19 protein-coding genes are annotated in these 22,037 nt (G+C 72.8%); 14 read left to right on the plus strand and 5 right to left on the minus strand.

Going from position 1 to position 22,037, the window contains the following annotated elements; translation table 11 throughout:
• Nucleotides 1-617 precede the first annotated feature (617 nt).
• From ACFZDA_RS28435 to ACFZDA_RS28445, 3 genes are all read right to left on the minus strand, one after another.
• Entirely contained in the window at nt 618-1,319 is a 702-nt protein-coding gene (locus ACFZDA_RS28435; protein WP_391086835.1) for a gamma-glutamyl-gamma-aminobutyrate hydrolase family protein, read from the minus strand.
• A gap of 22 nt (nt 1,320-1,341) precedes the next feature.
• Entirely contained in the window at nt 1,342-2,787 is a 1,446-nt protein-coding gene (gene eat, locus ACFZDA_RS28440; RefSeq protein WP_391086837.1) for an ethanolamine permease, read from the minus strand.
• A gap of 144 nt (nt 2,788-2,931) precedes the next feature.
• On the minus strand, nt 2,932-3,666 hold the full coding sequence (locus ACFZDA_RS28445) for an FCD domain-containing protein (RefSeq protein ID WP_391086839.1): 735 nt from the start codon (nt 3,664-3,666) through the stop codon (nt 2,932-2,934).
• Nucleotides 3,667-3,750: 84 nt separating this feature from the next.
• Between ACFZDA_RS28445 and ACFZDA_RS28450 the strand changes: the two genes are divergently transcribed.
• Genes ACFZDA_RS28450 through ACFZDA_RS28465 form a run of 4 tightly spaced genes read left to right on the plus strand, consistent with a single transcriptional unit; the run spans nt 3,751 to nt 8,240 of the window.
• Nucleotides 3,751-5,115, plus strand: a complete 1,365-nt coding sequence (locus ACFZDA_RS28450; RefSeq protein WP_391086841.1) for a glutamine synthetase family protein — start codon at nt 3,751-3,753, stop codon at nt 5,113-5,115.
• A 26-nt stretch (nt 5,116-5,141) separates the two neighbouring features.
• On the plus strand, nt 5,142-6,497 hold the full coding sequence (locus tag ACFZDA_RS28455) for an aldehyde dehydrogenase family protein (RefSeq protein ID WP_391086842.1): 1,356 nt from the start codon (nt 5,142-5,144) through the stop codon (nt 6,495-6,497).
• Complete coding sequence (locus ACFZDA_RS28460; RefSeq protein WP_391086845.1) at nt 6,494-7,279, plus strand: 3-oxoacyl-ACP reductase; 786 nt, start codon at nt 6,494-6,496, stop codon at nt 7,277-7,279. The genes ACFZDA_RS28455 and ACFZDA_RS28460 overlap by 4 nt, the downstream gene beginning before the upstream one ends.
• 49 nt (nt 7,280-7,328) lie before the next feature.
• On the plus strand, nt 7,329-8,240 hold the full coding sequence (locus ACFZDA_RS28465; RefSeq protein WP_391087242.1) for a DUF2510 domain-containing protein: 912 nt from the start codon (nt 7,329-7,331) through the stop codon (nt 8,238-8,240).
• Between the two features lie 11 nt (nt 8,241-8,251).
• On the opposite strand, the gene ACFZDA_RS28470 is transcribed toward ACFZDA_RS28465, so the two are convergent.
• Entirely contained in the window at nt 8,252-9,454 is a 1,203-nt protein-coding gene (locus tag ACFZDA_RS28470) for an alanine racemase (protein ID WP_391086847.1), read from the minus strand.
• A gap of 1,516 nt (nt 9,455-10,970) precedes the next feature.
• Between ACFZDA_RS28470 and ACFZDA_RS28475 the strand changes: the two genes are divergently transcribed.
• The 3 genes from ACFZDA_RS28475 (at nt 10,971) to ACFZDA_RS28485 (ending at nt 13,759) form a co-directional block, all read left to right on the plus strand.
• On the plus strand, nt 10,971-11,783 hold the full coding sequence (locus ACFZDA_RS28475) for a hypothetical protein (RefSeq protein ID WP_391087245.1): 813 nt from the start codon (nt 10,971-10,973) through the stop codon (nt 11,781-11,783).
• Between the two features lie 8 nt (nt 11,784-11,791).
• A complete protein-coding gene (gene mycP, locus ACFZDA_RS28480) occupies nt 11,792-12,958 on the plus strand; it encodes a type VII secretion-associated serine protease mycosin (protein WP_391087248.1) in 1,167 nt (388 codons plus the stop codon).
• Between the two features lie 72 nt (nt 12,959-13,030).
• A complete protein-coding gene (locus tag ACFZDA_RS28485) occupies nt 13,031-13,759 on the plus strand; it encodes an SseB family protein (protein ID WP_391086849.1) in 729 nt (242 codons plus the stop codon).
• Nucleotides 13,760-13,793: 34 nt separating this feature from the next.
• On the opposite strand, the gene ACFZDA_RS28490 is transcribed toward ACFZDA_RS28485, so the two are convergent.
• Entirely contained in the window at nt 13,794-14,150 is a 357-nt protein-coding gene (locus ACFZDA_RS28490; RefSeq protein ID WP_082319848.1) for a DUF1844 domain-containing protein, read from the minus strand.
• A 396-nt stretch (nt 14,151-14,546) separates the two neighbouring features.
• On the opposite strand from ACFZDA_RS28490, the gene infC reads away from it, so the two are divergent.
• From infC to pheT, 7 genes are all read left to right on the plus strand, one after another.
• Complete coding sequence (infC, locus tag ACFZDA_RS28495) at nt 14,547-15,185, plus strand: translation initiation factor IF-3 (RefSeq protein WP_107118544.1); 639 nt, start codon at nt 14,547-14,549, stop codon at nt 15,183-15,185.
• 107 nt (nt 15,186-15,292) lie between these two features.
• Nucleotides 15,293-15,487, plus strand: a complete 195-nt coding sequence (gene rpmI / locus ACFZDA_RS28500) for a 50S ribosomal protein L35 (protein WP_086563630.1) — start codon at nt 15,293-15,295, stop codon at nt 15,485-15,487.
• 95 nt (nt 15,488-15,582) lie between these two features.
• Nucleotides 15,583-15,966 carry a 50S ribosomal protein L20 gene (rplT, locus tag ACFZDA_RS28505; protein ID WP_003989074.1) on the plus strand — a complete coding sequence of 128 codons (384 nt, stop codon included), beginning with the start codon at nt 15,583-15,585 and terminating at the stop codon, nt 15,964-15,966.
• 92 nt (nt 15,967-16,058) lie between these two features.
• On the plus strand, nt 16,059-16,919 hold the full coding sequence (locus ACFZDA_RS28510; RefSeq protein WP_391086853.1) for a TrmH family RNA methyltransferase: 861 nt from the start codon (nt 16,059-16,061) through the stop codon (nt 16,917-16,919).
• Nucleotides 16,920-16,973: 54 nt separating this feature from the next.
• Nucleotides 16,974-18,122, plus strand: coding sequence for an ATP-binding protein (locus tag ACFZDA_RS28515; RefSeq protein WP_391086856.1), 1,149 nt, complete (start codon nt 16,974-16,976; stop codon nt 18,120-18,122).
• A 126-nt stretch (nt 18,123-18,248) separates the two neighbouring features.
• Nucleotides 18,249-19,376 carry a phenylalanine--tRNA ligase subunit alpha gene (pheS, locus tag ACFZDA_RS28520; protein WP_391086859.1) on the plus strand — a complete coding sequence of 376 codons (1,128 nt, stop codon included), beginning with the start codon at nt 18,249-18,251 and terminating at the stop codon, nt 19,374-19,376.
• Complete coding sequence (gene pheT / locus ACFZDA_RS28525) at nt 19,376-21,889, plus strand: phenylalanine--tRNA ligase subunit beta (protein ID WP_391086862.1); 2,514 nt, start codon at nt 19,376-19,378, stop codon at nt 21,887-21,889. The genes pheS and pheT overlap by 1 nt, the downstream gene beginning before the upstream one ends.
• Nucleotides 21,890-22,037 lie beyond the last annotated feature (148 nt).

A 22,037-nucleotide genomic window follows, 5' to 3' on the forward strand; every position in this document is an offset into this window, starting at 1 on the left:
CTGGGGGCTGTGTTCCCGGGCCTGCGGGGGGTTCGCTCCTTGGCCCCGGTTGGTGGCTGTGCTCCGAGGCCTCGGGGGGTTTCGCTCCTTGGCCCCGGTTGGTGGCTGTGTTCCCGGGCCTGCGGGGGTTTCGCTCCTTGGCCCGGCTGGTGGCTGCGCCCAGGCCCCCTGAGGGCTGTGCTCCCAGGCCCCCGGGGGCTTCGGCTCCGGGCCCCTCTGGGGGCTTCTGGCTCCGGGCTTCTGCGGGGCTTCGCCTCCGGGTCTCTGAGGGCTGCGGCTCCAGGGACCCGCGGGGCCGCGTCTCCGGGCCGCAGGCGGGGCTGCGTCTCTGGGCACAGGCGGGGCTGCGCCCAGACCCCCGGGGGCGCTTCGCCTCCAGGCCTCCGCGGGGGCTTCGCCTCCAGGCCTCCGCGGGCGCTTCGCCCCCAGACCTCCGCGGGGGCTTCGCCCCCCCCCGCACCCCCACCGGGGCGGCCGCCCCAGGCCCCGTCGGTCCGAACGGCCTCGTCCTCAAACGCCGGACGGGCTGGGGGCCCGGCTGCTTGGCCGACCGCTTCGGGGGGGTGGGTGGGCATAGGTCGGGGGTCCAGGGGGCGGAGCCCCCTGGGGCCTTGCGCTCACCGGGTCAGGCGACCCAGTGCCGCCTCCACCAACGCCCGCATCACCCGGACATCCTCGCCCATCTCCGGATGCCACTGCACCCCAAGCACCCACCCCTTCCCGGACGGCAGTTCCAGCGCCTCCACCGTGCCGTCGCCCGCGTAGGCCGACGGCACGAGTCCCTCGCCCAGGCGGTCCACGGCCTGGTGGTGGTACGACGGCACCGTCGTCTCCTCCGGCACGGCACCGGCGTACAGACTCCCCGGCACCGGCTTGACCGCATGGCTGCCGAAGACGCCCACGACCTCCGCATGACCGTCCAGGTGCTGCACCAGCGTCCCGCCCAGCGCGACGTTCAGCAGTTGCATGCCCCGGCAGATGCCGAGCAGCGGAACCCGCGCCGTGAGGGCCGCGTCGATCAGCGCCAGCTCCCAGGCGTCCCGCTCTCGCGCGGGCGGCCCGGTGCGGGGATGCGGCTCGGCGCCGTACCGCACGGGCTCCACATCCGGTCCGCCCGCGATGACCAGCCCGTCCAGCCGGGCCACGGCCTCGGCCGCGTACGCCGGGTCGTCCGGCGGAAGCATCGCCGCAAGGCCGCCCGCCCGCTGCACGAGCCGGGGATAGCCGGCCGGCAGCAGCGCGGCCTCCAGTTCCCACACCCCCCAGCGCGCACCGGACTCCAGATAGGTGCTGACACCGATCAACGGCCTGGCCACCACAACTCCCTCACCGATCGACGCCTCAGTCCCGTGTCAACTCTGCCTCGGCCGCGGCCAGCGCCGCGAACTCCTCCTCCGGCGCCTTCGCCACCAGCCGCTTGCGGCTGTACAGGCCGAAGTACGCGAGAGCCACGACGTACACCGCGAGCGCGATGACCGCCGCCGTCACATCCACCAGGAACGTCGCCACCAGCGCCGCGCAGGCCAGCACCAGGGCGACGGAGGAGGTCAGCACCCCGCCGGGTGTGCGGTACGGCCGCGGCAGCTCCGGCTCGCGGCGGCGCAGCACGATGTGCGACAGCGACATCAGCGCGTAGGAGATGGTCGCGCCGAAGACCGCGATGTTCAGCATCCGCGCGCCGTTCCCGGACACCGCCGCCAGCAGGAAACCGATCGTGCCGGGCACCAGCAGGCCCAGGTAGGGCGCCTTGCGGCGGCTGGTGAGGGACAGGAAGCGCGGCAGATAGCCCGCGCGGGACAGCGCGAACAGCTGCCGCGAGCCCGCGTAGATCAGGGAGAAGAACGACGCCACCAGACCGGCCAGGCCCGCGTAGTTCACGATCCGGCTCAGGGTCGTCGCCCTGCCGTCCGGCTGGAGCGCCTCGACGAGCGGGTTGCCCGCCTCCTGGATTGCGGCGGAGCCGCGCGCACCGGCGGCCGCCACGAAGGTCACCACCGCCAGCACGACCAGGATGCCCATCGACCAGCGGATCGCCTTCGGCAGCGTGCGGGCCGGATCCCTGGTCTCCTCGGCGGCCAGCGGCACGCCCTCGACGCCCAGGAAGAACCACATGCCGAACGGGAACGCCGCCCAGATGCCCAGCAGACCGAAGGGGAGCCAGGAGCTCGACCCCGCGGCGGCGGTGTCGACCGGGATGTCGTCCAGCGAGGCCATCGAGAAGTCGGGCAGGGCCGCCAGCGCGAACACGATCAGCGCGGCCACCGCGATGCCGGTGACGACGAAGCTGAAGCGCAGCGCCTCGCCCACACCCCACAGGTGGATGCCGAGGAAGATCGCGAAGCAGACCAGGTACATCGGCCAGCCGGACTCCAGGCCGAACAGGCCCAGCGACTCGACGTAGTCGCCGATGAAGATGACGATGGCGGCGGGCGCGAGCACGTACTCGATGAGGATCGCCGTACCGGTCAGGAAGCCGCCCCACGGGCCCAGCGCCCGGCGGGCGAAGCCGTAGCCGCCGCCCGCCGTCGGCAGGATCGAGGACAGCTCGGCGAGCGCGAAGACCATGCACGCGTACATGGCGCCCATCAGCACCATGGCGATCGCCAGGCCCCCGAAGCCGCCCTCGGCCAGGCCGAAGTTCCAGCCCGAGTAGTCACCGGAGACGACGTAGGCGACGCCGAGTCCGGTCAGCAGCACCCAGCCGGCGCTGCCGCGGCGCAGTGCCCTGCGTTCCAGATAGTCGTCCGCCTGCGCGGCGGCGGGTGGGCTGGTGGATTCCTGGGACATGGGCAGACTCCCGAGCTCCGGCTCAATGGAATGGATCCATACCTTTTCGGTGCCGACCCGGGGATGGCAAGACCCGTGCGTTAATCGCCCGTAAATCCTCACGCCGCCCACGGCTCGGCACGGCTCGGCACTGCTCAGCACTGCTCAGCCGAGGAAGCCGCGCAGCAGCGCCGCCGTCCCCGCGCAGTGCTCGCGCGTGATCTCCCGCGCCTGGTCGGCGTCGCCCTCGATCACGGCCTCCACCAGGGCGGTGTGCTGCCGCTGCGAGTGCTCCAGGTTGCGCACGAGCAGCGGGATGCAGTCGAGCAGGTCGTTCACCGTGGCCCGTACCGCCGCGTACTGCGCGGTCAGCGTCGGCGAGCCGCACAGCTCGGCCAGTGTCAGGTGCAGCAGCGTGTCCAGGCGGCGGTAGTCGGCGAGCGGGGCGTCCTGTGTGCGCGCCAGGGCCTCCCGGAGCCGCCGCGCCTGCTTGTCGTCCAGCCCGTGCGCCGCGCACAGCCCGGCCGCGCCCACCTCCAGGACCTCCCGGAAGCGCAGTACGTCCTCTATGTCGACCTCGGCGATCCGGCGCCGCAGCTCGTCCTCGCCGCCGGCGTCCGTGCGGGGGAGCACGAACGTGCCGCCGTACCGGCCCCGCCGCGACTCCACCAGCCCCTGGTCCTGGAGCACCTTCAGCACCTCGCGCAGCGTCACCCGGCTGATCCCCAGCCGCTCCGCCAGCTCCCGCTCGGCCGGCAGCCGCTCACCCCCCGGCACCAGGCCCAGCCGTACGACCTGGAGGATCTGCTCCAGCGCCTCCTCGAAGCCGTTGCCCGCGCGCACCGGCCGCAGTACCGGCGTCAGCCCGTCCCGCATCTCGCCGTCAGCTTCCTCCGGCATGTGGCCGTACCCCCTTCCCAAGCAATGGTTCTCAGGAATACCTTATGGCTCCCGGCGGACCCAAGGAGCCAAGGAGGCCCTCCCGTGGCAGACCGCACACCCCCGCTGAGCGTCGAGGAACTGCACGCCCTCGTCGCCGGCGGTGAGATCGACACTGTCGTCCTGGCCTTCCCCGACATGCAAGGGCGGCTCCAGGGCAAGCGGTTCGCCGCGCGCTTCTTCCTCGACGAGGTCCTCCAGCACGGCACGGAGGGCTGCAACTACCTGCTCGCCGTCGACACCGAGATGAACACCGTCGACGGCTACGCGATGTCCTCCTGGGACCGCGGCTACGGCGACTTCGCCATGCACCCGGACCTGAGCACCCTGCGCCGCGTCCCCTGGAACGAGGGCACGGCCATGCTCCACGCCGACCTCGCCTGGAACGACGGCTCGCCCGTGGTCGCCGCACCCCGCCAGATCCTGCGCCGCCAGCTGGAGCGCCTCGCGGACCTCGGCTACACCGCCCAGGTCGGCACCGAGCTGGAGTTCATCGTCTTCAAGGACACCTACGAACAGGCCTGGGACGCGGGCTACAGAGGCCTGACCCCGGCCAACCAGTACAACATCGACTACTCCGTCCTCGGCACCGGCCGCATCGAGCCCCTGCTGCGCCGCATCCGCAACGAGATGGCGGCCGCCGGCCTCACCGTGGAGTCCGCCAAGGGCGAGTGCAACCCCGGCCAGCACGAGATCGCCTTCCGCTACGACGAGGCCCTGGTCACCTGCGACCAGCACGCCGTCTACAAGACCGGCGCCAAGGAGATCGCCGCCCAGGAGGGCATGTCGATCACCTTCATGGCCAAGTACAACGAGCGCGAGGGCAACTCCTGCCACATCCACCTCTCGCTCGCCGACGCCGACGGCGCCAACGCCATGGCGGGGGACGGCGAGGACGGCATGTCGGACGTCATGCGCCACTTCCTCGCCGGCCAGCTCGCCGCCCTGCGCGACTTCTCCCTCCTCTACGCCCCCAACATCAACTCCTACAAGCGGTTCCAGCCCGGCTCCTTCGCCCCGACCGCCGTCGCCTGGGGCCATGACAACCGCACCTGCGCGCTGCGCGTCGTCGGCCACGGCCGCTCGATGCGCTTCGAGAACCGGCTGCCCGGCGGCGACGTCAACCCCTACCTCGCCGTGGCCGGGCTGGTCGCGGCCGGACTGCACGGCATCGAGCAGAAGCTGGAACTGCCCGAGCCCTGCCCCGGCAACGCCTACACGGCCGACTTCGCCCACGTCCCCACCACCCTGCGCGAGGCCGCCGAGCTCTGGGAGAACAGCCCCATCGCCCGGGCCGCCTTCGGGGACGAGGTCGTCGCGCACTACCGCAACATGGCGCGCGTCGAACTGGACGCCTTCGACGCCGCGGTGACCGACTGGGAGCTGCGCCGCTCCTTCGAACGCATGTGAGGCCCTCGTTGTCTTCCGAGCACGTGATGGACGTACTGAACCCCGCGACCGAGGAGGTCATCGCCGCCATCGCGGCGGCCGGCCCCGCCGACGTCGACACGGCCGTCGCCCGCGCCGCCCGGGCCCAGACCGCCTGGGCCGCCCTCGCCCCGGGCGACCGCGCCCGGCTGCTGCGCCGCTTCGCGGCCACCGTCGACGAGCACCTGGAGGAACTGGCCCGCCTGGAGGTCCGGGAGGCCGGCCACACCCTCGGCAACGCCCGCTGGGAGGCGGGCAACGTCCGGGACCTGCTGGACTACGCGGCCGGGGGCGTGGAGCGGCTCACCGGCCGGCAGATCCCGGTGCCCGGCGGGCTCGACGTCACGATCCTCGAACCGCTCGGCGTCGTCGGCGTGATCGCGCCCTGGAACTTCCCCATGCCGATCGCCGCCTGGGGCACCGCCCCCGCCCTCGCGGCCGGGAACGCGGTCCTCCTCAAGCCCGCCGAGACCACCCCGCTCACCGCCCTGCGCCTCGCCGAACTCGCCCTGGAGGCCGGGCTCCCCGAGCACCTCTTCCAGGTCCTGCCCGGACACGGCGCCGTCACCGGCGACGCGCTGGTACGCCACCCCGGCGTCGCCAAGATCGTCTTCACCGGCTCCACCCGGACCGGCCGGCGGGTCGCGGCGCTCGGCGCCGAGCAGGTCAAGCCGGTCACCCTCGAACTCGGCGGCAAGAGCCCGAACATCGTCTTCGCCGACGCCGACCTGAAGGCCGCCGTCGACCCCTTCTCCTTCCTGGACAACGCCGGCCAGGACTGCTGCGCCCGCACCCGCATCCTGGTCCAGGAGCCGGTGTACGACGAGGTCCGCGAGCTGCTCGCCGAGGCGCTGGCCGCCGTGGTGGTGGGCGATCCGGCCGACGAGAAGACCCAGATGGGCCCGCTGATCTCGCGGCAGCAACTCGACCGCGTCAAGGGCTTCGTGCCCGAGGACGCCCCGGCACTGCGCGGCAGCGCGCCCGAGGGGCCCGGCTTCTGGTTCCCGCCGACCGTGCTCACCGGGGAGCGGCCCGACTCGGCGGCGGCCTGCGAGGAGATCTTCGGCCCGGTCGCCGTCCTGCTGCCCTTCACCGACGAGGCCGACGCGATCCGCCTCGCCAACGACACCCCGTACGGCCTCTCCGGCTCCATCTGGACCCGGGACGTCGGCCGCGCCCTGCGCGTCTCCCAGGCCGTCCGCGCCGGCAACCTGTCCGTCAACTCCCACGCCAGCGTCCGCTACTGGACCCCCTTCGGCGGCTACAAGCAGTCCGGCGTCGGCCGTGAGCTCGGCCCCGAGGCCCTGGCCGCCTTCACCGAAACCAAGAACGTCTTCATCAGCACGGAGGGCCCCGCACTGTGACCGCTCAGGAAAGCATCTGCCGCCGGCTGGTCGGCCGCACCGCCGTCGTCACCGGAGCCGGCAGCGGCATCGGCCTCGCCGCCGCCCGCCGCCTCGCCTCCGAAGGAGCCCACGTCGTCTGCGGCGACGTCGACGAGGTCCGCGGCAAGGCCGCCGCCGAGGAGACCGGCGGCATCTTCGTGAAGGTGGACGTCACCGACCCCGAGCAGGTCGAGGCCCTCTTCAGGGCGGCCCACGACACCTACGGCAGCGTCGACATCGCCTTCAACAACGCCGGCATCTCCCCGCCCGACGACGACTCCATCCTGGAGACCGGCCTGGAGGCCTGGAAGCGCGTCCAGGAGGTCAACCTCACCTCCGTCTACCTCTGCTGCAAGGCCGCCATCCCGTACATGCGGCGCCAGGGCAAGGGCTCGATCATCAACACGGCGTCCTTCGTGGCCAGGATGGGCGCCGCCACCAGCCAGATCTCGTACACGGCCTCCAAGGGCGGCGTCCTCGCGATGTCCCGTGAGCTGGGCGTGCAGTTCGCCCGGGAGGGCATCCGGGTCAACGCCCTGTGCCCCGGCCCGGTCAACACCCCGCTCCTCCAGGAGCTGTTCGCCAAGGACCCGGAGCGCGCCGCGCGCCGCCTGGTGCACATCCCGCTGGGCCGGTTCGCCGAGGCCGAGGAGATCGCCGCCGCCGTGGCCTTCCTCGCCAGCGACGACTCCTCCTTCGTGAACGCCACCGACTTCCTGGTCGACGGCGGGATCGCGGGGGCGTACGTCACACCCCTGTAGAAGCCGTGCCCGGACGGCCGGGCTCGCGCTCTACAGTGCCGGGATGAGCATGACGCCACCGCCCGGCTGGTACCCCGACCCGCACGGCCCCCATCTGGAACGCTGGTGGGACGGCACGGCCTGGACCGAGCACCGCCGTGCGCCCGGGGCCCAGGCGGGCCCGGTGCCCCCGCCCCCGGGCGGCGGCACCGGGCGCGCGAAGGCCGTCGCCCTCGTCGCCGCCGGAGCCGTCCTCGTCGCGGCGATCGTCACCGGAGCCGTCGTGCTGAGCCACGACGGGGAGGATGCCAGGACGCGGACGGCTCCGACGTCCGCGCCCCCGGACCCGGACGGCCCGTCGGCGACGACCCCCGAGGCGTCCCCGTCCCCGTCCGAGCCGTCCGCCGACGACCCGGCCGTCGTCGAGGACCAGCTCAACGGCGTCACCTTCCCGCTGCTCGACGGCTGGGTCCGCCCGCAGTACGTGGCGCAGGACGACGTCGTCATGACGACGGACGGCACCTACGACTGCCCCGGCGGCGTCGGCCTGTGCCGCCACGGCATGGTCTTCTCCCGCACGGTGACCGAGAACGACGAGAAGTCCCCCGAGGCCCTCGCCAAGGCGGACATCAAGGACGCGGCCGACGAGGCCTACGACCGCGACACGCTCGGCCGCGAGCTCTACGGGGGGATGACATCCCACCAGGTCGTGAAATCCGGGCCGGTCGCGGTGGCGGGCCGCGCCGGGTACCTCGTGCGCTGGCGTGTCGAGACCGCCAAGGGGCCGGGCGGCTACGTCCAGTCGCTCGTCTTCCCGTCCAGCGTCGGCACCGAGTCACCGGTGCTCGTCCGCTACGTCTTCGACGCGGGCGAGGACGGACCGCCGCTCGCCGACATGGACCGCATCACCAAGGGCATCCGGCCGTTCGGCGACGCGGACACCGGCGGCGGCGTGGGCAGCAGCATCGGCCCGCCGGACTGACGCCTAGGGCCCTAGAGGAACGTAAGGCCCTCGCCGCGGTATGTCGGCACGGTCGCCGTCACGGCGTCCCCCTCGACCAGGTGCAGCACGTCGAACCGCTCGCACAGCTCACCGGCCTTCGCGTGCCGGAACCACACCTTGTCACCGATCAGCAGGTCGTCGGCGGGCGAACCGAGCAGCGGCGTCTGCACCTCACCGGCCCCCTCCTGAGGGTCGTAGCGCAGCCCCTGCGGCAGATACGGCACGGGCAGCCGGTCGGGCCCGGCCGCGCCGGAGGCGGGATACCCGCCACCGAGGACCGTCACCACCCCCACCCCCGGCCGCCGTACGACGGGCTGGGCGAACAGGGCCGCCGGACGGCCGCTGAACGACGTGTAGTTGTCGAACAGCCGCGGCACGTACAGTCCCGACCCGGCGGCGATCTCGGTGACGGCGTCCTCGGCGGCCGTGTGCTGCACCGAGCCGGTGCCGCCGCCGTTGACGAACTCCAGCCCCGGCACGACGGCCCGCACCGCACGCACCACCTCCGCGCGCCGCTCGGCGAGTTCACGCCTGGCGGCGGCCTGCATCAGCCGGATGGCACGGGACCGCAGCGGACGCCCGGCCACGGCGTCCCCGACACCGGCGACATGCCCCTCGTACGCCATGATCCCCACGACCTCGAAACCCGGCCGGCGGGCCACGGCCCGGGCCACGGCCGCGACCTCGGCGGGGGAGTGCAGCGGCGAACGCCGGGCGCCCACGCGCACCCGCCCGCCGAGCAGCTTCAGGGAGGTGTCCAACTCCAGGCAGACCCGCACGACTTCACGCCCACCACCCCGTGAGGCGTCGATCAGATCCAGCTGGGCGACGTCGTCGACCATCACGGTCACGGCGGCGGCGAGCTTGGGATCACCGGCGAGTTCGGCGTACCCGGCCCGGTCGGCGGACGGGTAGGCGAGCAGCACGTCGTCGAACCCGGAGCGCGCCAGCCACAGCGACTCGGCGAGGGTGAACGACATGATCCCCGCGAAACCGTCCCGGGCCAGGACGCGTTCCAGCAGCGCCCGGCACCGCACGGACTTGCTGGCGACCCGGACGGGCTTGCCCCCGGCGCGACGGACCAGGTCGGCGGCGTTGGCGTCGAAGGCGTCCAGGTCCACGATCGCGAGGGGGGCGTCGAGATGGGCGGTGGCCCGGTCGTAACGGGCCCGGTCGGAGGCGCGCGCAGTCATGAACGCAGCCTGCCAGACTGGATTACCGCAGGGTAGGGGGACGTTCCGGGCAGATGCCCCGGGCTCGTGGACTGGTTCCCGTTCACGCAGGAACAAGCCGTAGAGTGACGCGCACGTACGGCGGAGCGGCGCCGGCCGGACTTCCGCGCCGGGATGACGCTCCCTCCGTGCGGGTATGTGTGCCCGGGACGACTCAGTGCCGGGCCTCGGGCAGGACGACACCGGCCCGCGCGGTACGCAGCGGCCCGGGTGAGGAAACGGGGGGTGCATGAGCACGGAAGCGCAGCGTGCCTCTTTCCCTCCACGCCCCTCACACCCCCCGGCCCCGCCCGAGAACACCCAGGCGGCACCTTCCGACCCGGCCTCGGCGCCGGAGCGAGACACGGACTCGTCGGATCCTGCCGCCCGAGGCGACACCTCCAACCCCGGCCCTCGTTTCCCCAACTTCACCACCACGACGTCCCGCCGCACGGAACCTGCCACGCCCTGGCGTGGTGAGTCCGCTGCTCCTCGCGGCAGTGAGCCTGCTCCGCCCTGGCGTGGTGAGTCCGTTCCTCCCCGCGGTGATGAGTCCGCTGCTTCCCGGCGTGGTGAGATCGGTGCTCCGCGCGGTGGTGATGCCGCCGGATCCCGCCGTGGTGAGCCGGCCGCGCCCGGCAGTGGCGAGTCGGCTGTGTCCTGGCGTGGTGAGTCTGTTCCTCCCCGTGGCGATGAGTCCGCTGCTTCCCGGCGTGGTGAGATCGGTGCTCCGCGTGGTGGTGATGCCGGCGGATCCCGCCGTGGTGAGCCGGTCGCGCCCGGCAGTGGCGAGTCGGCTGTGTCCTGGCGTGGTGAGTCTGTTCCTCCCCGCGGCGATGAGCCTGCTGCTTCCCGCCGTGACGAGACCGCCGCACCCCGCCGTGGCGATGCCGCCGGATCCCGCGGTGGCGAGCCCGCCGCACCCCGGCGTACCGAGCCCACTACCCCCCGCGGCGGCGAACCCACCGTGTCCCGGCGTACCGAGCCCACTACCCCCCGCGGCGGCGAACCCACCGTGTCCCGGCGTACCGAGCCCACAACCCCCCGCCGTACCGAACCCACCGCCCCGCCCCCACCCCGCGCCTCCGACCGGTTCCCGGACGGGCAGAGCGGTGTCGGGCGTGTGACGCGACCAGGGGCGAACAGGTCGTCCACGCCGCCCGACGTCCCGCCGCGACCGCGGCACCTGCCCACACAGGGCTTGTCCGGCCGGCCGGGGTACACCCCTACGTCACGCCGTACCGGCGCCCCTGGCGAGAACTCCTCCGAGACGACCGCACGCCTGCGACCGGTCCCCGGCGACCCGTCGCCCTCCGGGCCTGCTGAATCCTTCGGCCGTCCCGGTTCCGCGCGGCCCGGTGTTCCGCCGCGCCCCTCGCGGGAGCCGCAGGCCGCCGCCGGCACCACCACCGGGCGTGGCATGCGGATGCCCGCCGACGTCTCTCCCGACCCGTCCCTCTCCTGGAACGCACCTGCGCCCTCCGGCATGCGCCCCGTCGTGTCGTTCGGGGAGCCCGAGGGGTACGACGGCGACGCGCGGCCCCGGCCGCTCGGGCGGCGCGGGGCGTCCCAGGCCGCCGCTGCCGCCGTCTGTCTCGTCCTCGGGCTGGGACTCATCTCGGGCGCGGTCACCGGGAGCTGGCTCGTGGGGGACTCCGGGGAGGAGGGCACGCCCAGCACCTTCGCCGCGGCCGGCAGCCTCTGGCACAGCGTGCCCGTCGACCAGCTGTTCCCGCCCACCGTGCAGGGCCAGGGCGCCGGCCCCGGCGGAGCCGACCGCACCTGGACCCGGATCGCCGTCGCCCCGGACAGCGGCTGCGCGGACGCCTTCGACCCCCTGTTGCGCAAGGCCCTCGCCCCTGTCGGCTGCGAGCGGCTCCTGCGCGCCACCTACACCGACGCCACCGAGAGCTACGTGACCACCGTCGGCCTGCTCTTCACCACGGCCGACGCCCCGGGCATGACCTCCCTCGCGAACCGTTTCCGCAAGGAGCGCCTGGACCGCCGCAGCGACCTGATGCCCCTGCCGTACGCCGCGAAGGACACGCCTGCCGCCCGCTTCGGCCCGGAGCAGCGCGCCGCCTGGACCGTCTCCGTGCTGACCGACGCCCCGGTCGTCGTCTACGCCGTCTCCGGCTGGGCCGACGGCCGTACCGTCGACGACCCGCAGCCCGCCGGGGACGCCGCGCAGCCCGGTGCCACCACCGCCCCCGCCCAGGCCGGCCTCGGCCACGAGGCCCAGGGCCTCGCCGACCGCGTCGAACGCGGCCTGCGCAAGAACGTCCGCTCGGCCACGGAGCAGCCGTCGTGAAACCCGTCATGTCCCGCGCGGGCGGGTTCCTGAGTGTTCTCCTCGCCGCCGGCCTGGTCCTGGCCCCCGCCGCCACCGCCCACGCCGACGGCATCCGCGCCCAGCAGTGGGCCCTGGAGGCCATGCACACCCAGGAGGCCTGGCGGACCACGAAGGGCGAGGGCGTCACCGTCGCCGTCCTGGACACCGGCGTCGAGGCCGACCACCCTGACCTGATCGGCAACGTCCTCACCGGCAAGGACCTGGTCGGCTTCGGAGCCGAACCCGGCGACCGCGCCTGGGCCCGGCACGGCACCGCCATGGCCGGCATCATCGCCGGGCACGGCCACGGCCCGGGCGGCGCCGACGGCGTCATCGGCATCGCTCCCGAGGCGAAGATCCTCCCCGTCCGCGTGATCCTCGAGGACGGCGACCCCTCCCGCGCCAAAGCCCGCAGCACCCGCGGCAACGCCCTCGCCGACGGCATCCGCTGGGCCGCCGACCACGGCGCCGACGTCATCAACCTCTCCCTCGGCGACGACTCCGCCTCCGCGCATCCGGAACCCGCCGAGGACCAGGCCATCCAGTACGCCCTGAAGAAGGGCGTCATCGTCGTCGCCTCCGCCGGCAACGGCGGCGAGAAGGGCGACCGCATCTCCTACCCGGCCGCCTACCCGGGCGTCATCGCCGCCACCGCCGTCGACCGCGCCGGAACCCGCGCCCCCTTCTCCACCCGCCGCTGGTACGCCACGGTCAGCGCCCCGGGCGTCGACGTCGTCATCGCCGACCCCGACCACAAGTACTACGAGGGCTGGGGCACCAGCGCCGCCGCCGCCTTCGTCTCCGGCGCCGCCGCCCTGGTCAAGGCCGCCCGCCCCGATCTGACCCCGGCCCAGGTCAAGTCGCTCCTGGAGGACACCGCCCGCAACGCCCCGTCAGGGGGCCGCGACGACTCCCGCGGCTTCGGCTTCGTCGACCCGGCCGCCGCCATCAAGGCCGCCGACCGGCTGAAGCCGCAGGGCCTCCACTCGGCGGCGTACGGCGCGAAGTACTTCGGCAGCGGCCCGGACGCCACCGGCTCCGGCGACGACACAGCCGACTGGGCCGCCCCCCTCGCGGGCAGCGCGGGCGGCGTCCTGCTGGTCGCGGCCGTGGTCCTGTGGCGCGGCCGCCGCGCCGGCCACGACGAGTTCTGACCCCCGGGCACTTTGCCGGCCGGCAGGGCCGCCCGCCGGAGGGGCGGCATCCGGCCGATAGGGTCGACGACCGTGGCGAACAAGAACATCCCCGACTCCGGCTTCTCCGACGACGACGGCTCCGCCGACCCCCGGCTGAGCGCGGCACTCGCCGCCTGGTCGGAAGACCGGGGTGCCGTGGGCCCGGTCCTCGAGGCCCTCAAGGGCGCCCGGCTGCTCGTCCCCGTCGTCGCCGTGCTCGGCGAGGTCGAACAGGACGAGCGGGGGCTGCGCCGCGAGAAGACCAGCGACATGGCCGTACCGACCCTGAAGGCCGGGAACCGCACCGCGCTGCCCGCCTTCACCTCCACCGACTCCCTCGCCCGCTGGGACCCGGCGGCCCGCCCCGTCGCCGTACCCCTGCACCAGGCCCTCCAGGCCGCCGCGCACGAGAAGGCGGACACGGTCGTGCTCGACCTGGCCGGGCCCGTGCCCTTCGAACTGACCGGGCCCGCCCTGCTCGCCCTCGCGGAGGGCCGTGCGACCACCGACCCGCTCGCCGACCCGGCCGTCGTCGGGGCCGTACGCGACGCCGTGGCCGCCGAGCCCGCCGTCCTGCGGGCCCACCTCGGCCCGGGCCAGGCCGACGGCACCCTCGCCCTGGTCCTGGACCCGGCCGCCGCCCCCGCCGAAACGGCCCAGGCGGTCGCCCGGCGGCTCGCCGCCGACGAGACACTGAGGGCCCGCCTGGTGCGCGGCCTCGACCTGGCACTGCTGCCGGCCGGGGCGACGCCACCGGGCGAGCCCTTGTACGAACGCTGAGGCGGGATCTGTCGGACGCGACCTAGCCGTAGACCTAGCCGTAGACCGGGCCCGTGTACTTCTCGCCCGGCCCCTTGCCCGGCTCGTCCGGGACGAGCGACGCCTCGCGGAAGGCCAGCTGGAGCGACTTCAGGCCGTCGCGCAGGGGCGAGGCGTGGAAGGAGCTGATCTCGGTCGCGGACGCGTCCAGCAGACCGGCCAGCGCGTGCACCAGCTTGCGGGCCTCGTCCAGGTCCTTGTGCTGGGCGCCCTCCTCGGTCAGACCGAGCTTCACCGCGGCGGCGCTCATCAGGTTGACGGCGACCGTCACGATCACCTCGACGGCCGGGACCTCGGCGATGTCACGGGCCATGGCGTCGAAGTCGGGGGACTCAGGAGGGGTCTCACTCATGCCCCACACGATAGGCGCAGGCCGGGCGGGCGCCGTACCAGGGCCCGGGGCGCCGCGATTAGCCGTTCCTGGCCGTTGCTGGTAATCTCGGTTAACGACCGGTCGGACCCGTATGCCTCGCGGCCCGCGAGCCCGACCCACAAGTGGAGGCTTTCGAACTCCCACCTGACCGCCCCCAGGGTGGCGGGTCACCGGTCAGGCGGTCCCGCCCCAGCGGCGGCGATCCGTCCGAAATCGCGCCCCGCGGCTCCCCGCGGCGGTGCTCCGGTAGTTCGAGGAGCCCCGCCTGGGAATCGTCCGGGGCATTTTTTGTGCTTCGACGCGGTTAGGTCTATCGAACAGAGACGTTACGCGGCCGTCCGCCAGACCGTCGCGTGGTGCTACCGAGGAGGATCCATCAGCGCCGAGCCCCGCATCAACGACCGGATTCGCGTTCCCGAGGTGCGACTTGTCGGTCCCAGTGGCGAGCAGGTGGGCATCGTCCCCCTGGCCAAGGCACTGGAGCTTGCGCAGGAGTACGACCTGGACCTGGTCGAGGTCGCGGCGAACGCCCGTCCGCCCGTGTGCAAGCTCATGGACTACGGGAAGTTCAAGTACGAGTCGGCCATGAAGGCCCGTGAGGCGCGCAAGAACCAGGCGCACACGGTCATCAAGGAGATGAAGCTCCGGCCGAAGATCGACCCGCACGACTATGACACCAAGAAGGGTCACGTCGTTCGGTTCCTCAAGCAGGGCGACAAGGTCAAGATCACGATCATGTTCCGTGGTCGCGAGCAGTCCCGGCCCGAGCTGGGCTACCGACTGCTCCAGCGGCTCGCGGAGGACGTCCAGGACCTCGGTTTCGTCGAGTCGAACCCGAAGCAGGACGGCCGGAACATGATCATGGTCCTCGGTCCGCACAAGAAGAAGACCGAGGCGATGGCCGAGGCTCGCCAGGCGCAGGAGGCCCGCAAGGCGGAGGCGAAGGCCAACCCCGGCCGCTCGCAGAACGCCGCGGAAGCCGAGGCGCCGGCTGAGGAGCCCGCCGAGGCGTGACTCCCGGGACGCAAGTCCCAGGAAGCAACCGAAACAAGACGACGCTCCACCGTGCCCGGTTTCGCGACCGGGCACCGGAGCGCCACCGACGAGGAGAGTACGGCGTTATGCCGAAGAACAAGTCGCACAGCGGGTCCAGGAAGCGCTTCAAGGTCACTGGCTCGGGCAAGGTGCTCCGTGAGCGCGCCGGCATTCGCCACTACAACGAGCACAAGTCGTCCCGCGTGACGCGTCGCCTCACCGGCAACGCCGAGATGGCCCCGGGCGACGCCAAGAAGATCAAGAAGCTTCTCGGCAAGTGACGCTCCGGCGCCTGAGCGCCGTACGTCAGGACCGGGACCCAATCGATACCGGGCCGTGTGAGGACCACCGCGGCCCCGCTACAAGGAGTTAAAAAGTGGCACGCGTCAAGCGGGCAGTGAACGCCCACAAGAAGCGCCGGGCGATCCTCGAGCAGGCCTCCGGCTACCGCGGTCAGCGTTCGCGCCTGTACCGCAAGGCCAAGGAGCAGGTCACCCACTCGCTGGTCTACAACTACAACGACCGCAAGAAGCGCAAGGGTGACTTCCGCCAGCTGTGGATCCAGCGCATCAACGCGGCTGCCCGCGCCAACGGCATGACCTACAACCGCTTCATCCAGGGTCTGAAGGCCGCGAACGTCGAGGTCGACCGCAAGATCCTGGCCGAGCTGGCCGTCAACGACGCCGGTGCGTTCGCCGCGCTCGTCGAGGTCGCCCAGAAGGCGCTGCCGAGCGACGTCAACGCCCCCAAGGCGGCCTGACGCCGGCTCCGAGCCGATGTGACGGAAGGACCCGCAGGCCCGAGCGGCCTGCGGGTCCTGCTGTGCACCCAGCCACTGAGAAAGCGAACGCCATGCCCCCCGCCACCCCCGAGCTCATCTCCCCCCGCTCCCCCCGCGTCTCGGCGGCGCGGCGGCTGGCGAAGCGGAACTTCCGGGGCAAGGAGCGGCTGTTCCTCGCGGAGGGCCCGCAGGCGGTAAGGGAAGCCGCCGGGCACCTGGCCCAGGGTGCGGCCACGCTAGTGGAACTGTTCGCCACGCTGGAGGCCGCCGAGCGGTACGCCGACATCGTGGGGGCGGCCCGGGACGCCGGTGCCCGGGTGCATCTCGCCGCCGAGCAGGTCATCGCGGACATCTCCACCACCGTCACCCCGCAGGGCCTCGTCGGCGTCTGCCGGTTCCTGGACACGCCCTTCGAGCAGGTCCTCGCGGCGCGCCCCCGGCTCGTCGCCCTCCTCGCCAACGTCCGCGACCCGGGCAACGCCGGGACCGTGCTGCGCTGCGCCGACGCCGCCGGTGCCGAGGCCGTCGTCCTGACCGACGCCTCCGTCGACGTGTACAACCCCAAGGCCGTCCGCGCCTCCGTCGGCTCCCTGTTCCACCTGCCCGTCGCCGTCGGCGTCCCCGTGGAGCGGGCGGTCGAAGGGCTGCGGGCCGCCGGTGTGCGCGTCCTCGCCGCCGACGGGGCCGGCGACCGCGACCTCGACGACGAGCTCGACAAGGGCACCATGGGCGGGCCGACCGCCTGGGTCTTCGGGAACGAGGCCTGGGGCCTGCCAGAGGAGACTCGCGCCCTCACCGACGCCGTCGTCCGCGTCCCGATCCACGGGAAGGCCGAGAGTCTGAACCTCGCCACCGCCGCCGCCGTATGTCTCTATGCGTCGGCGCGTGCACAGCGCGCCGCCGGAGGGTGCCGCTCCGTCACCGGGAACTAGTAGGGTGACCAGCTCAGGGACCCCTCTGCGGAGCCTTGGAGGTGGGGTACGGGGATGAGCGTGGGCACGAGCAGCGCACCGGGGCAGGGCGCCGGGAGCCCGCCCGCCGCGTCCCGGCCGCCCGGTGATCTCGCCGACCTGGGCATCGACCCCGACATGCTGCCCGACGGACTCGTCGTCGCCGACGAGCAGGGCCGGGTCGTCTGCTTCAACGCCGCCGCCGAGCGCATCACCGCCGTCCGCGCCCGGGACGCCCTCGGGCAGCCCCTGGAGAAGGCCCTGCCATTAGAGGACCTGGAGGGGCGACGCTGGTGGCAGCTGACCGACCCGTACGGCGGGCTCGCGATCCGGGTCGGACAGCCCGAGCGCAACCTCCTCCTGCCCGGCGGCCGTGAGGTGCTGGTCTGCGCACGCTACGTCCGCACCCGGCCCACCGGGCCCCTGAGGCGCCTGGTCGTCACCCTGCGCGACACCGAGGCCCGCCGCCGCACCGAGCGCAGCCACGCCGAGCTGATCGCCACCGTCGCCCACGAACTGCGCTCCCCGCTCACCTCCGTCAAGGGCTTCACCGCCACGCTGCTCGCCAAGTGGGAACGCTTCACCGACGACCAGAAGCGGCTGATGCTGGAGACCGTCGACGCCGACGCCGACCGGGTCACCCGGCTCATCGCCGAGCTCCTCGACATCTCGCGGATCGACTCCGGCCGGCTGGAGGTGCGGCGCCAGCCCGTCGACATCGGCGCCGCCGTCGGCCGTCACATCCAGGCCTACGTCGCCGCCGGGCAGAGCGCCGACCGGTTCCTGCTGCGTGTCCAGCAGCCGCTGCCCGATCTGTGGGCCGACCCCGACAAGATCGACCAGGTGCTCAGCAACCTCCTGGAAAACGCCGTGCGGCACGGCGAGGGAACTGTCACCATCGACGTCACGGCCACGGCGTCCCTCCGCGAGGGCGAGTACGCCGAGAACGCAGCCACGTCGGTCACGGTGAGCGACGAGGGGCCCGGCATCCCGGAGGAGTCCATGAACCGCGTCTTCACCCGCTTCTGGCGGGGCAGCAAGCGCGGTGGCACGGGCCTCGGGCTCTACATCGTCAAGGGCATCGTGGAAGCCCACGGCGGCACCATCACGGTCGGCCGCGCCCCCGGCGCCGGCGCCGAGTTCCGATTTACGTTGCCCGTGGCGGCTCCGGCGTATCTCGCCTGAGGAGCACGGGCGCATCCGTACACCTCCACCCCGTTAGACTCGGCCCTTGGCACCTTTGTGTCCCGCAGACGGCCGTCCGAGTCGGTGACGGGGACCTCCAGCCAGCAATCGGAAGCACGGGAAGAGATGTCGGCACCGAATAAGTCGTACGACCCTGTAGAGGTCGAGGCGTTGAAACCGGAAGAGATCGAGCGCATGCGGGACGAGGCGCTCGCCGCCTTCGCCGCCGCGGACTCCCTCGACGCGCTCCACGAGGCCAAGGTCGCCCACACCGGCCCCGCCTCTCCGCTGGCCCTCGCCAACCGCGAGATCGGCGCCCTGCCCCCGCACGCCAAGGCCGACGCCGGCAAGCGCGTCGGGCAGGCCCGCGGCGCCGTGAACAAGGGCCTCGCCGCCCGCCAGGCCGAGCTGGAAGCCGAGCGGGACGCCCGCGTACTGGTCGAGGAGGCGGTGGATGTCACACTGCCCTACGACCGCGTACCGGCCGGCGCCCGGCATCCGCTCACCACGATGATGGAGCGGGTCGCGGACGTCTTCGTGGCCATGGGCTACGAGATCGCCGAAGGTCCGGAGGCCGAGGCGGAGTGGTTCAACTTCGACGCCCTGAACTTCCTGCCCGACCACCCGGCCCGGCAGATGCAGGACACGTTCTTCGTGCGGGGCCCCGAGGGCACCGAGGAGTCCGGCTCAGGCGTCGTCCTGCGCACGCACACCTCCCCGGTGCAGGCCCGCGCCCTGCTCGACCGTGAGCTGCCGGTCTACATCGTCTGCCCCGGCCGGGTGTTCCGCACGGACGAGCTGGACGCCACGCACACCCCCGTCTTCCACCAGATCGAGCTGCTCGCGATCGACGAGGGCCTGACCATGGCGGACCTCAAGGGCACCCTGGACCACATGGTCCAGTCCCTGTTCGGCGCGGACATGAAGACGCGGCTGCGGCCGAACTACTTCCCCTTCACCGAGCCGAGCGCCGAGATGGACATGCTCTGCTACGTCTGCAAGGGCGAGTCCATCGGCAACCCCGACCGGCCCTGCCGCACCTGCTCCTCCGAGGGCTGGATCGAGCTCGGCGGCTGCGGCATGGTCAACCCCCGGGTGCTCACCGCCTGCGGCGTCGACCCCGAGAAGTACAGCGGGTTCGCCTTCGGGTTCGGCATCGAGCGGATGCTGATGTTCCGCCACAACGTCGAGGACATGCGAGACATGGTCGAGGGTGACGTCCGGTTCACCCGGCCGTTCGGGATGGAGATCTGATGCGGGTCCCGCTTTCTTGGCTGCGGGAGTACGTCGACCTGCCGGCCACCGAGACCGGCCGCGACGTCCAGGCCAAGCTCATTTCGGCCGGTCTGGAGGTCGAGACCGTCGAGCAGCTCGGCGCCGACCTCAAGGGGCCCCTGGTCGTCGGCCAGGTCGCCACCATCGAGGAGCTGACGGAGTTCAAGAAGCCGATCCGCTTCTGCACCGTCGACGTCGGCCAGGCCAACGGAACAGGTGAGCCGCAGGAGATCGTCTGCGGCGCCCGGAACTTCGCCGTCGGCGACAAGGTCGTCGTGGCCCTGCCCGGCGCCGTCCTGCCCGGTGACTTCCAGATCGCCGAGCGCAAGACCTACGGCAAGATGTCCCGCGGCATGATCTGCTCCAGCGACGAGCTGAACATGGGCGACGACGGCACCAAGGGCATCATCGTGCTGCCCCCGGAGACCGAGGTCGGCAAGGACGCGATCGAGCTGCTGGAGCTGGTCGACGAGGTCCTCGACATCGCCGTCACGCCCGACCGCGGCTACTGCCTGTCGATGCGCGGCGTCGCCCGCGAGACCGCGATCGCCTACGGCCTGCCGCTGCGCGACCCGGCTTTGCTCGACGTGCCCGGCCCGAACGCGTACGGCTACCCGGTGCGGATCTCCGACCCGATCGGCTGCGACCGCTTCACGGCCCGCACGGTGACCGGCCTCAGCGCCGAGGCCCGCTCCCCGATCTGGCTCCAGCGCCGGCTGCAGAAGGTCGGCATGCGCCCGATCTCGCTCGCCGTCGACGTCACCAACTACGTGATGACGGAGCTCGGCCAGCCGCTGCACGCCTACGACCGCGGCCTGGTCCAGGGCACGATCGGCGTGCGCCGGGCCGAGCCGGGCGAGAAGCTCACCACCCTCGACGGCGTCGAGCGCACGCTGGACGCCGAGGACCTGGTGATCACCGACGACCGCGGTCCCATCGGGCTCGCCGGCGTCATGGGCGGCGCCAACACGGAGATCGCCGACCACGACGACACCGAGAACGCCACGGCGGACGTCGTCATCGAGGCCGCCCACTTCGACGCGGTGTCGATCGCGCGCACGGCCCGCCGCCACAAGCTGTCCTCCGAGGCGTCCCGGCGCTTCGAGCGCGGCGTCGACCCGCAGGCCGCCGCTGCCGCCGCGCAGCGCACGGTGGACCTGCTGGTCCTCCTCGCGGGCGGCACCGCCGAGGCCGGCGTCACCGAGGTCCTCGCCCCGACCGCGCCCCGCACCATCACGATCCCGGCCGACCACCCGGACAAGGTCGCGGGCGTCGCCTACGGCCGCGAGACCGTCGTACGGCGGCTCCAGGAGATCGGCTGCGACGTGTACGGGCAGGACGAGCTGATCGTCACCGTGCCGTCCTGGCGGCCCGACCTCACGGACCCGAACGACCTGGCCGAAGAGGTCATCCGCCTGGAGGGCTACGAGAACCTGCCTTCCACACTGCCCAAGCCGCCGGCCGGTCTCGGCCTGACCAGCCGGCAGCGGCTGCACCGCCGCGTCGGCCGGGCCCTGGCCGGTGCCGGCTACGTCGAGGCGCTGAACTACCCGTTCATCGGCGAGCAGGTCTTCGACCAGCTCGGCCTCGAAGCGGACGACCCGGCCCGCCGCGTCGTGAAGCTCAGCAACCCGCTGAGCGACGAGGAGCCCGCGCTGCGCACGACGCTGCTGCCGGGTCTGCTCACCGCTCTGCGGCGTAACGACGGCCGTGGCTCGCACGACCTCGCCTTGTTCGAGACCGGCCTGGTCTTCCGGCCGCGCGAGGAGCAGCGGATCGCCGCCGTGCTGCCCGTCGACCGGCGCCCTACCGACGAGGAGCTCGCCGAGCTGAACGCTGCGCTGCCCGAGCAGCCGCGGTACGCCGCCGTCGTCCTCGCCGGCGCGCGCGAGCAGGCAGGCTGGTGGGGCAAGGGCCGTCCGGCCGACTGGGCCGACGCGGTTCAGGCGGCGCGGTCCGTCGCCCGCGAGGCCGGTGCCGAGCTGATCATCCGCAAGGGGCAGTACGGGCCGTGGCACCCGGGGCGGTGCGCCGAACTGGCCGTCACCGTGGACGGTGCCGAGCGGGTCGTGGGGCATGCCGGTGAACTGCATCCGCGGGTCGTGAAGGCGCTGGGTCTGCCCGCGCGCACCTGCGCGATGGAGATCGACCTGGACGCGGTGGAGTCGGCGGGTGACGCCACGGCGCGGGCGCCGCGGATCTCCACGTTCCCCGTCGCCACGCAGGATGTCGCCCTGGTCGTCGACGCGGTCGTTCCGGCGGCGGAGGTCGAGCAGGCCCTGCGCGAGGGGGCCGGGGAACTGCTGGAGTCGATCCGCCTGTTCGACGTGTACGAGAACGCCGAGCAGCTGGGGGAGGGGCGCAAGTCGCTGGCGTACGCGCTGCGGTTCCGGGCCCCTGACCGGACGCTGACCGTGGATGAGGCTTCCGCGGCTCGGGACGCGGCGGTGGCCCTTGCCGGTGAGCGTGTGGGGGCTGAGCTGCGGAGTTAGCGCCGCCTCACTCGTTTGAGTGGTAAAGGTAGGTAAGCCTGCCCTTCGGGGCGGGCTGTCGACAGAATCGGACCGGCCTCATACGGGCCGGTCCGATTCTGTGTCAGGGCCTATTTGGGGGGCCATCGGCATGATCCGCATCAGGGGT

Source organism: Streptomyces sp. NPDC007991 (genome assembly GCF_042958445.1).
Taxonomy (GTDB): domain Bacteria; phylum Actinomycetota; class Actinomycetes; order Streptomycetales; family Streptomycetaceae; genus Streptomyces.

What these genes read in the sequence shown, in the direction of transcription:
- eat (WP_391086837.1), bottom strand. Translation starts at nt 2,787, where the DNA reads ATGTCCCAGGAATCCACCAGCCCACCCGCCGCCGCGCAGGCGGACGAC.
- ACFZDA_RS28445 (WP_391086839.1), bottom strand. Translation starts at nt 3,666, where the DNA reads ATGCCGGAGGAAGCTGACGGCGAGATGCGGGACGGGCTGACGCCGGTA.
- ACFZDA_RS28455 (WP_391086842.1), top strand. Translation starts at nt 5,142, where the DNA reads ATGGACGTACTGAACCCCGCGACCGAGGAGGTCATCGCCGCCATCGCG.
- ACFZDA_RS28465 (WP_391087242.1), top strand. Translation starts at nt 7,329, where the DNA reads ATGACGCCACCGCCCGGCTGGTACCCCGACCCGCACGGCCCCCATCTG.
- ACFZDA_RS28470 (WP_391086847.1), bottom strand. Translation starts at nt 9,454, where the DNA reads ATGACTGCGCGCGCCTCCGACCGGGCCCGTTACGACCGGGCCACCGCC.
- mycP (WP_391087248.1), top strand. Translation starts at nt 11,792, where the DNA reads ATGTCCCGCGCGGGCGGGTTCCTGAGTGTTCTCCTCGCCGCCGGCCTG.
- ACFZDA_RS28490 (WP_082319848.1), bottom strand. Translation starts at nt 14,150, where the DNA reads ATGAGTGAGACCCCTCCTGAGTCCCCCGACTTCGACGCCATGGCCCGT.
- rpmI (WP_086563630.1), top strand. Translation starts at nt 15,293, where the DNA reads ATGCCGAAGAACAAGTCGCACAGCGGGTCCAGGAAGCGCTTCAAGGTC.
- ACFZDA_RS28510 (WP_391086853.1), top strand. Translation starts at nt 16,059, where the DNA reads ATGCCCCCCGCCACCCCCGAGCTCATCTCCCCCCGCTCCCCCCGCGTC.
- ACFZDA_RS28515 (WP_391086856.1), top strand. Translation starts at nt 16,974, where the DNA reads ATGAGCGTGGGCACGAGCAGCGCACCGGGGCAGGGCGCCGGGAGCCCG.
- pheS (WP_391086859.1), top strand. Translation starts at nt 18,249, where the DNA reads ATGTCGGCACCGAATAAGTCGTACGACCCTGTAGAGGTCGAGGCGTTG.
- pheT (WP_391086862.1), top strand. Translation starts at nt 19,376, where the DNA reads ATGCGGGTCCCGCTTTCTTGGCTGCGGGAGTACGTCGACCTGCCGGCC.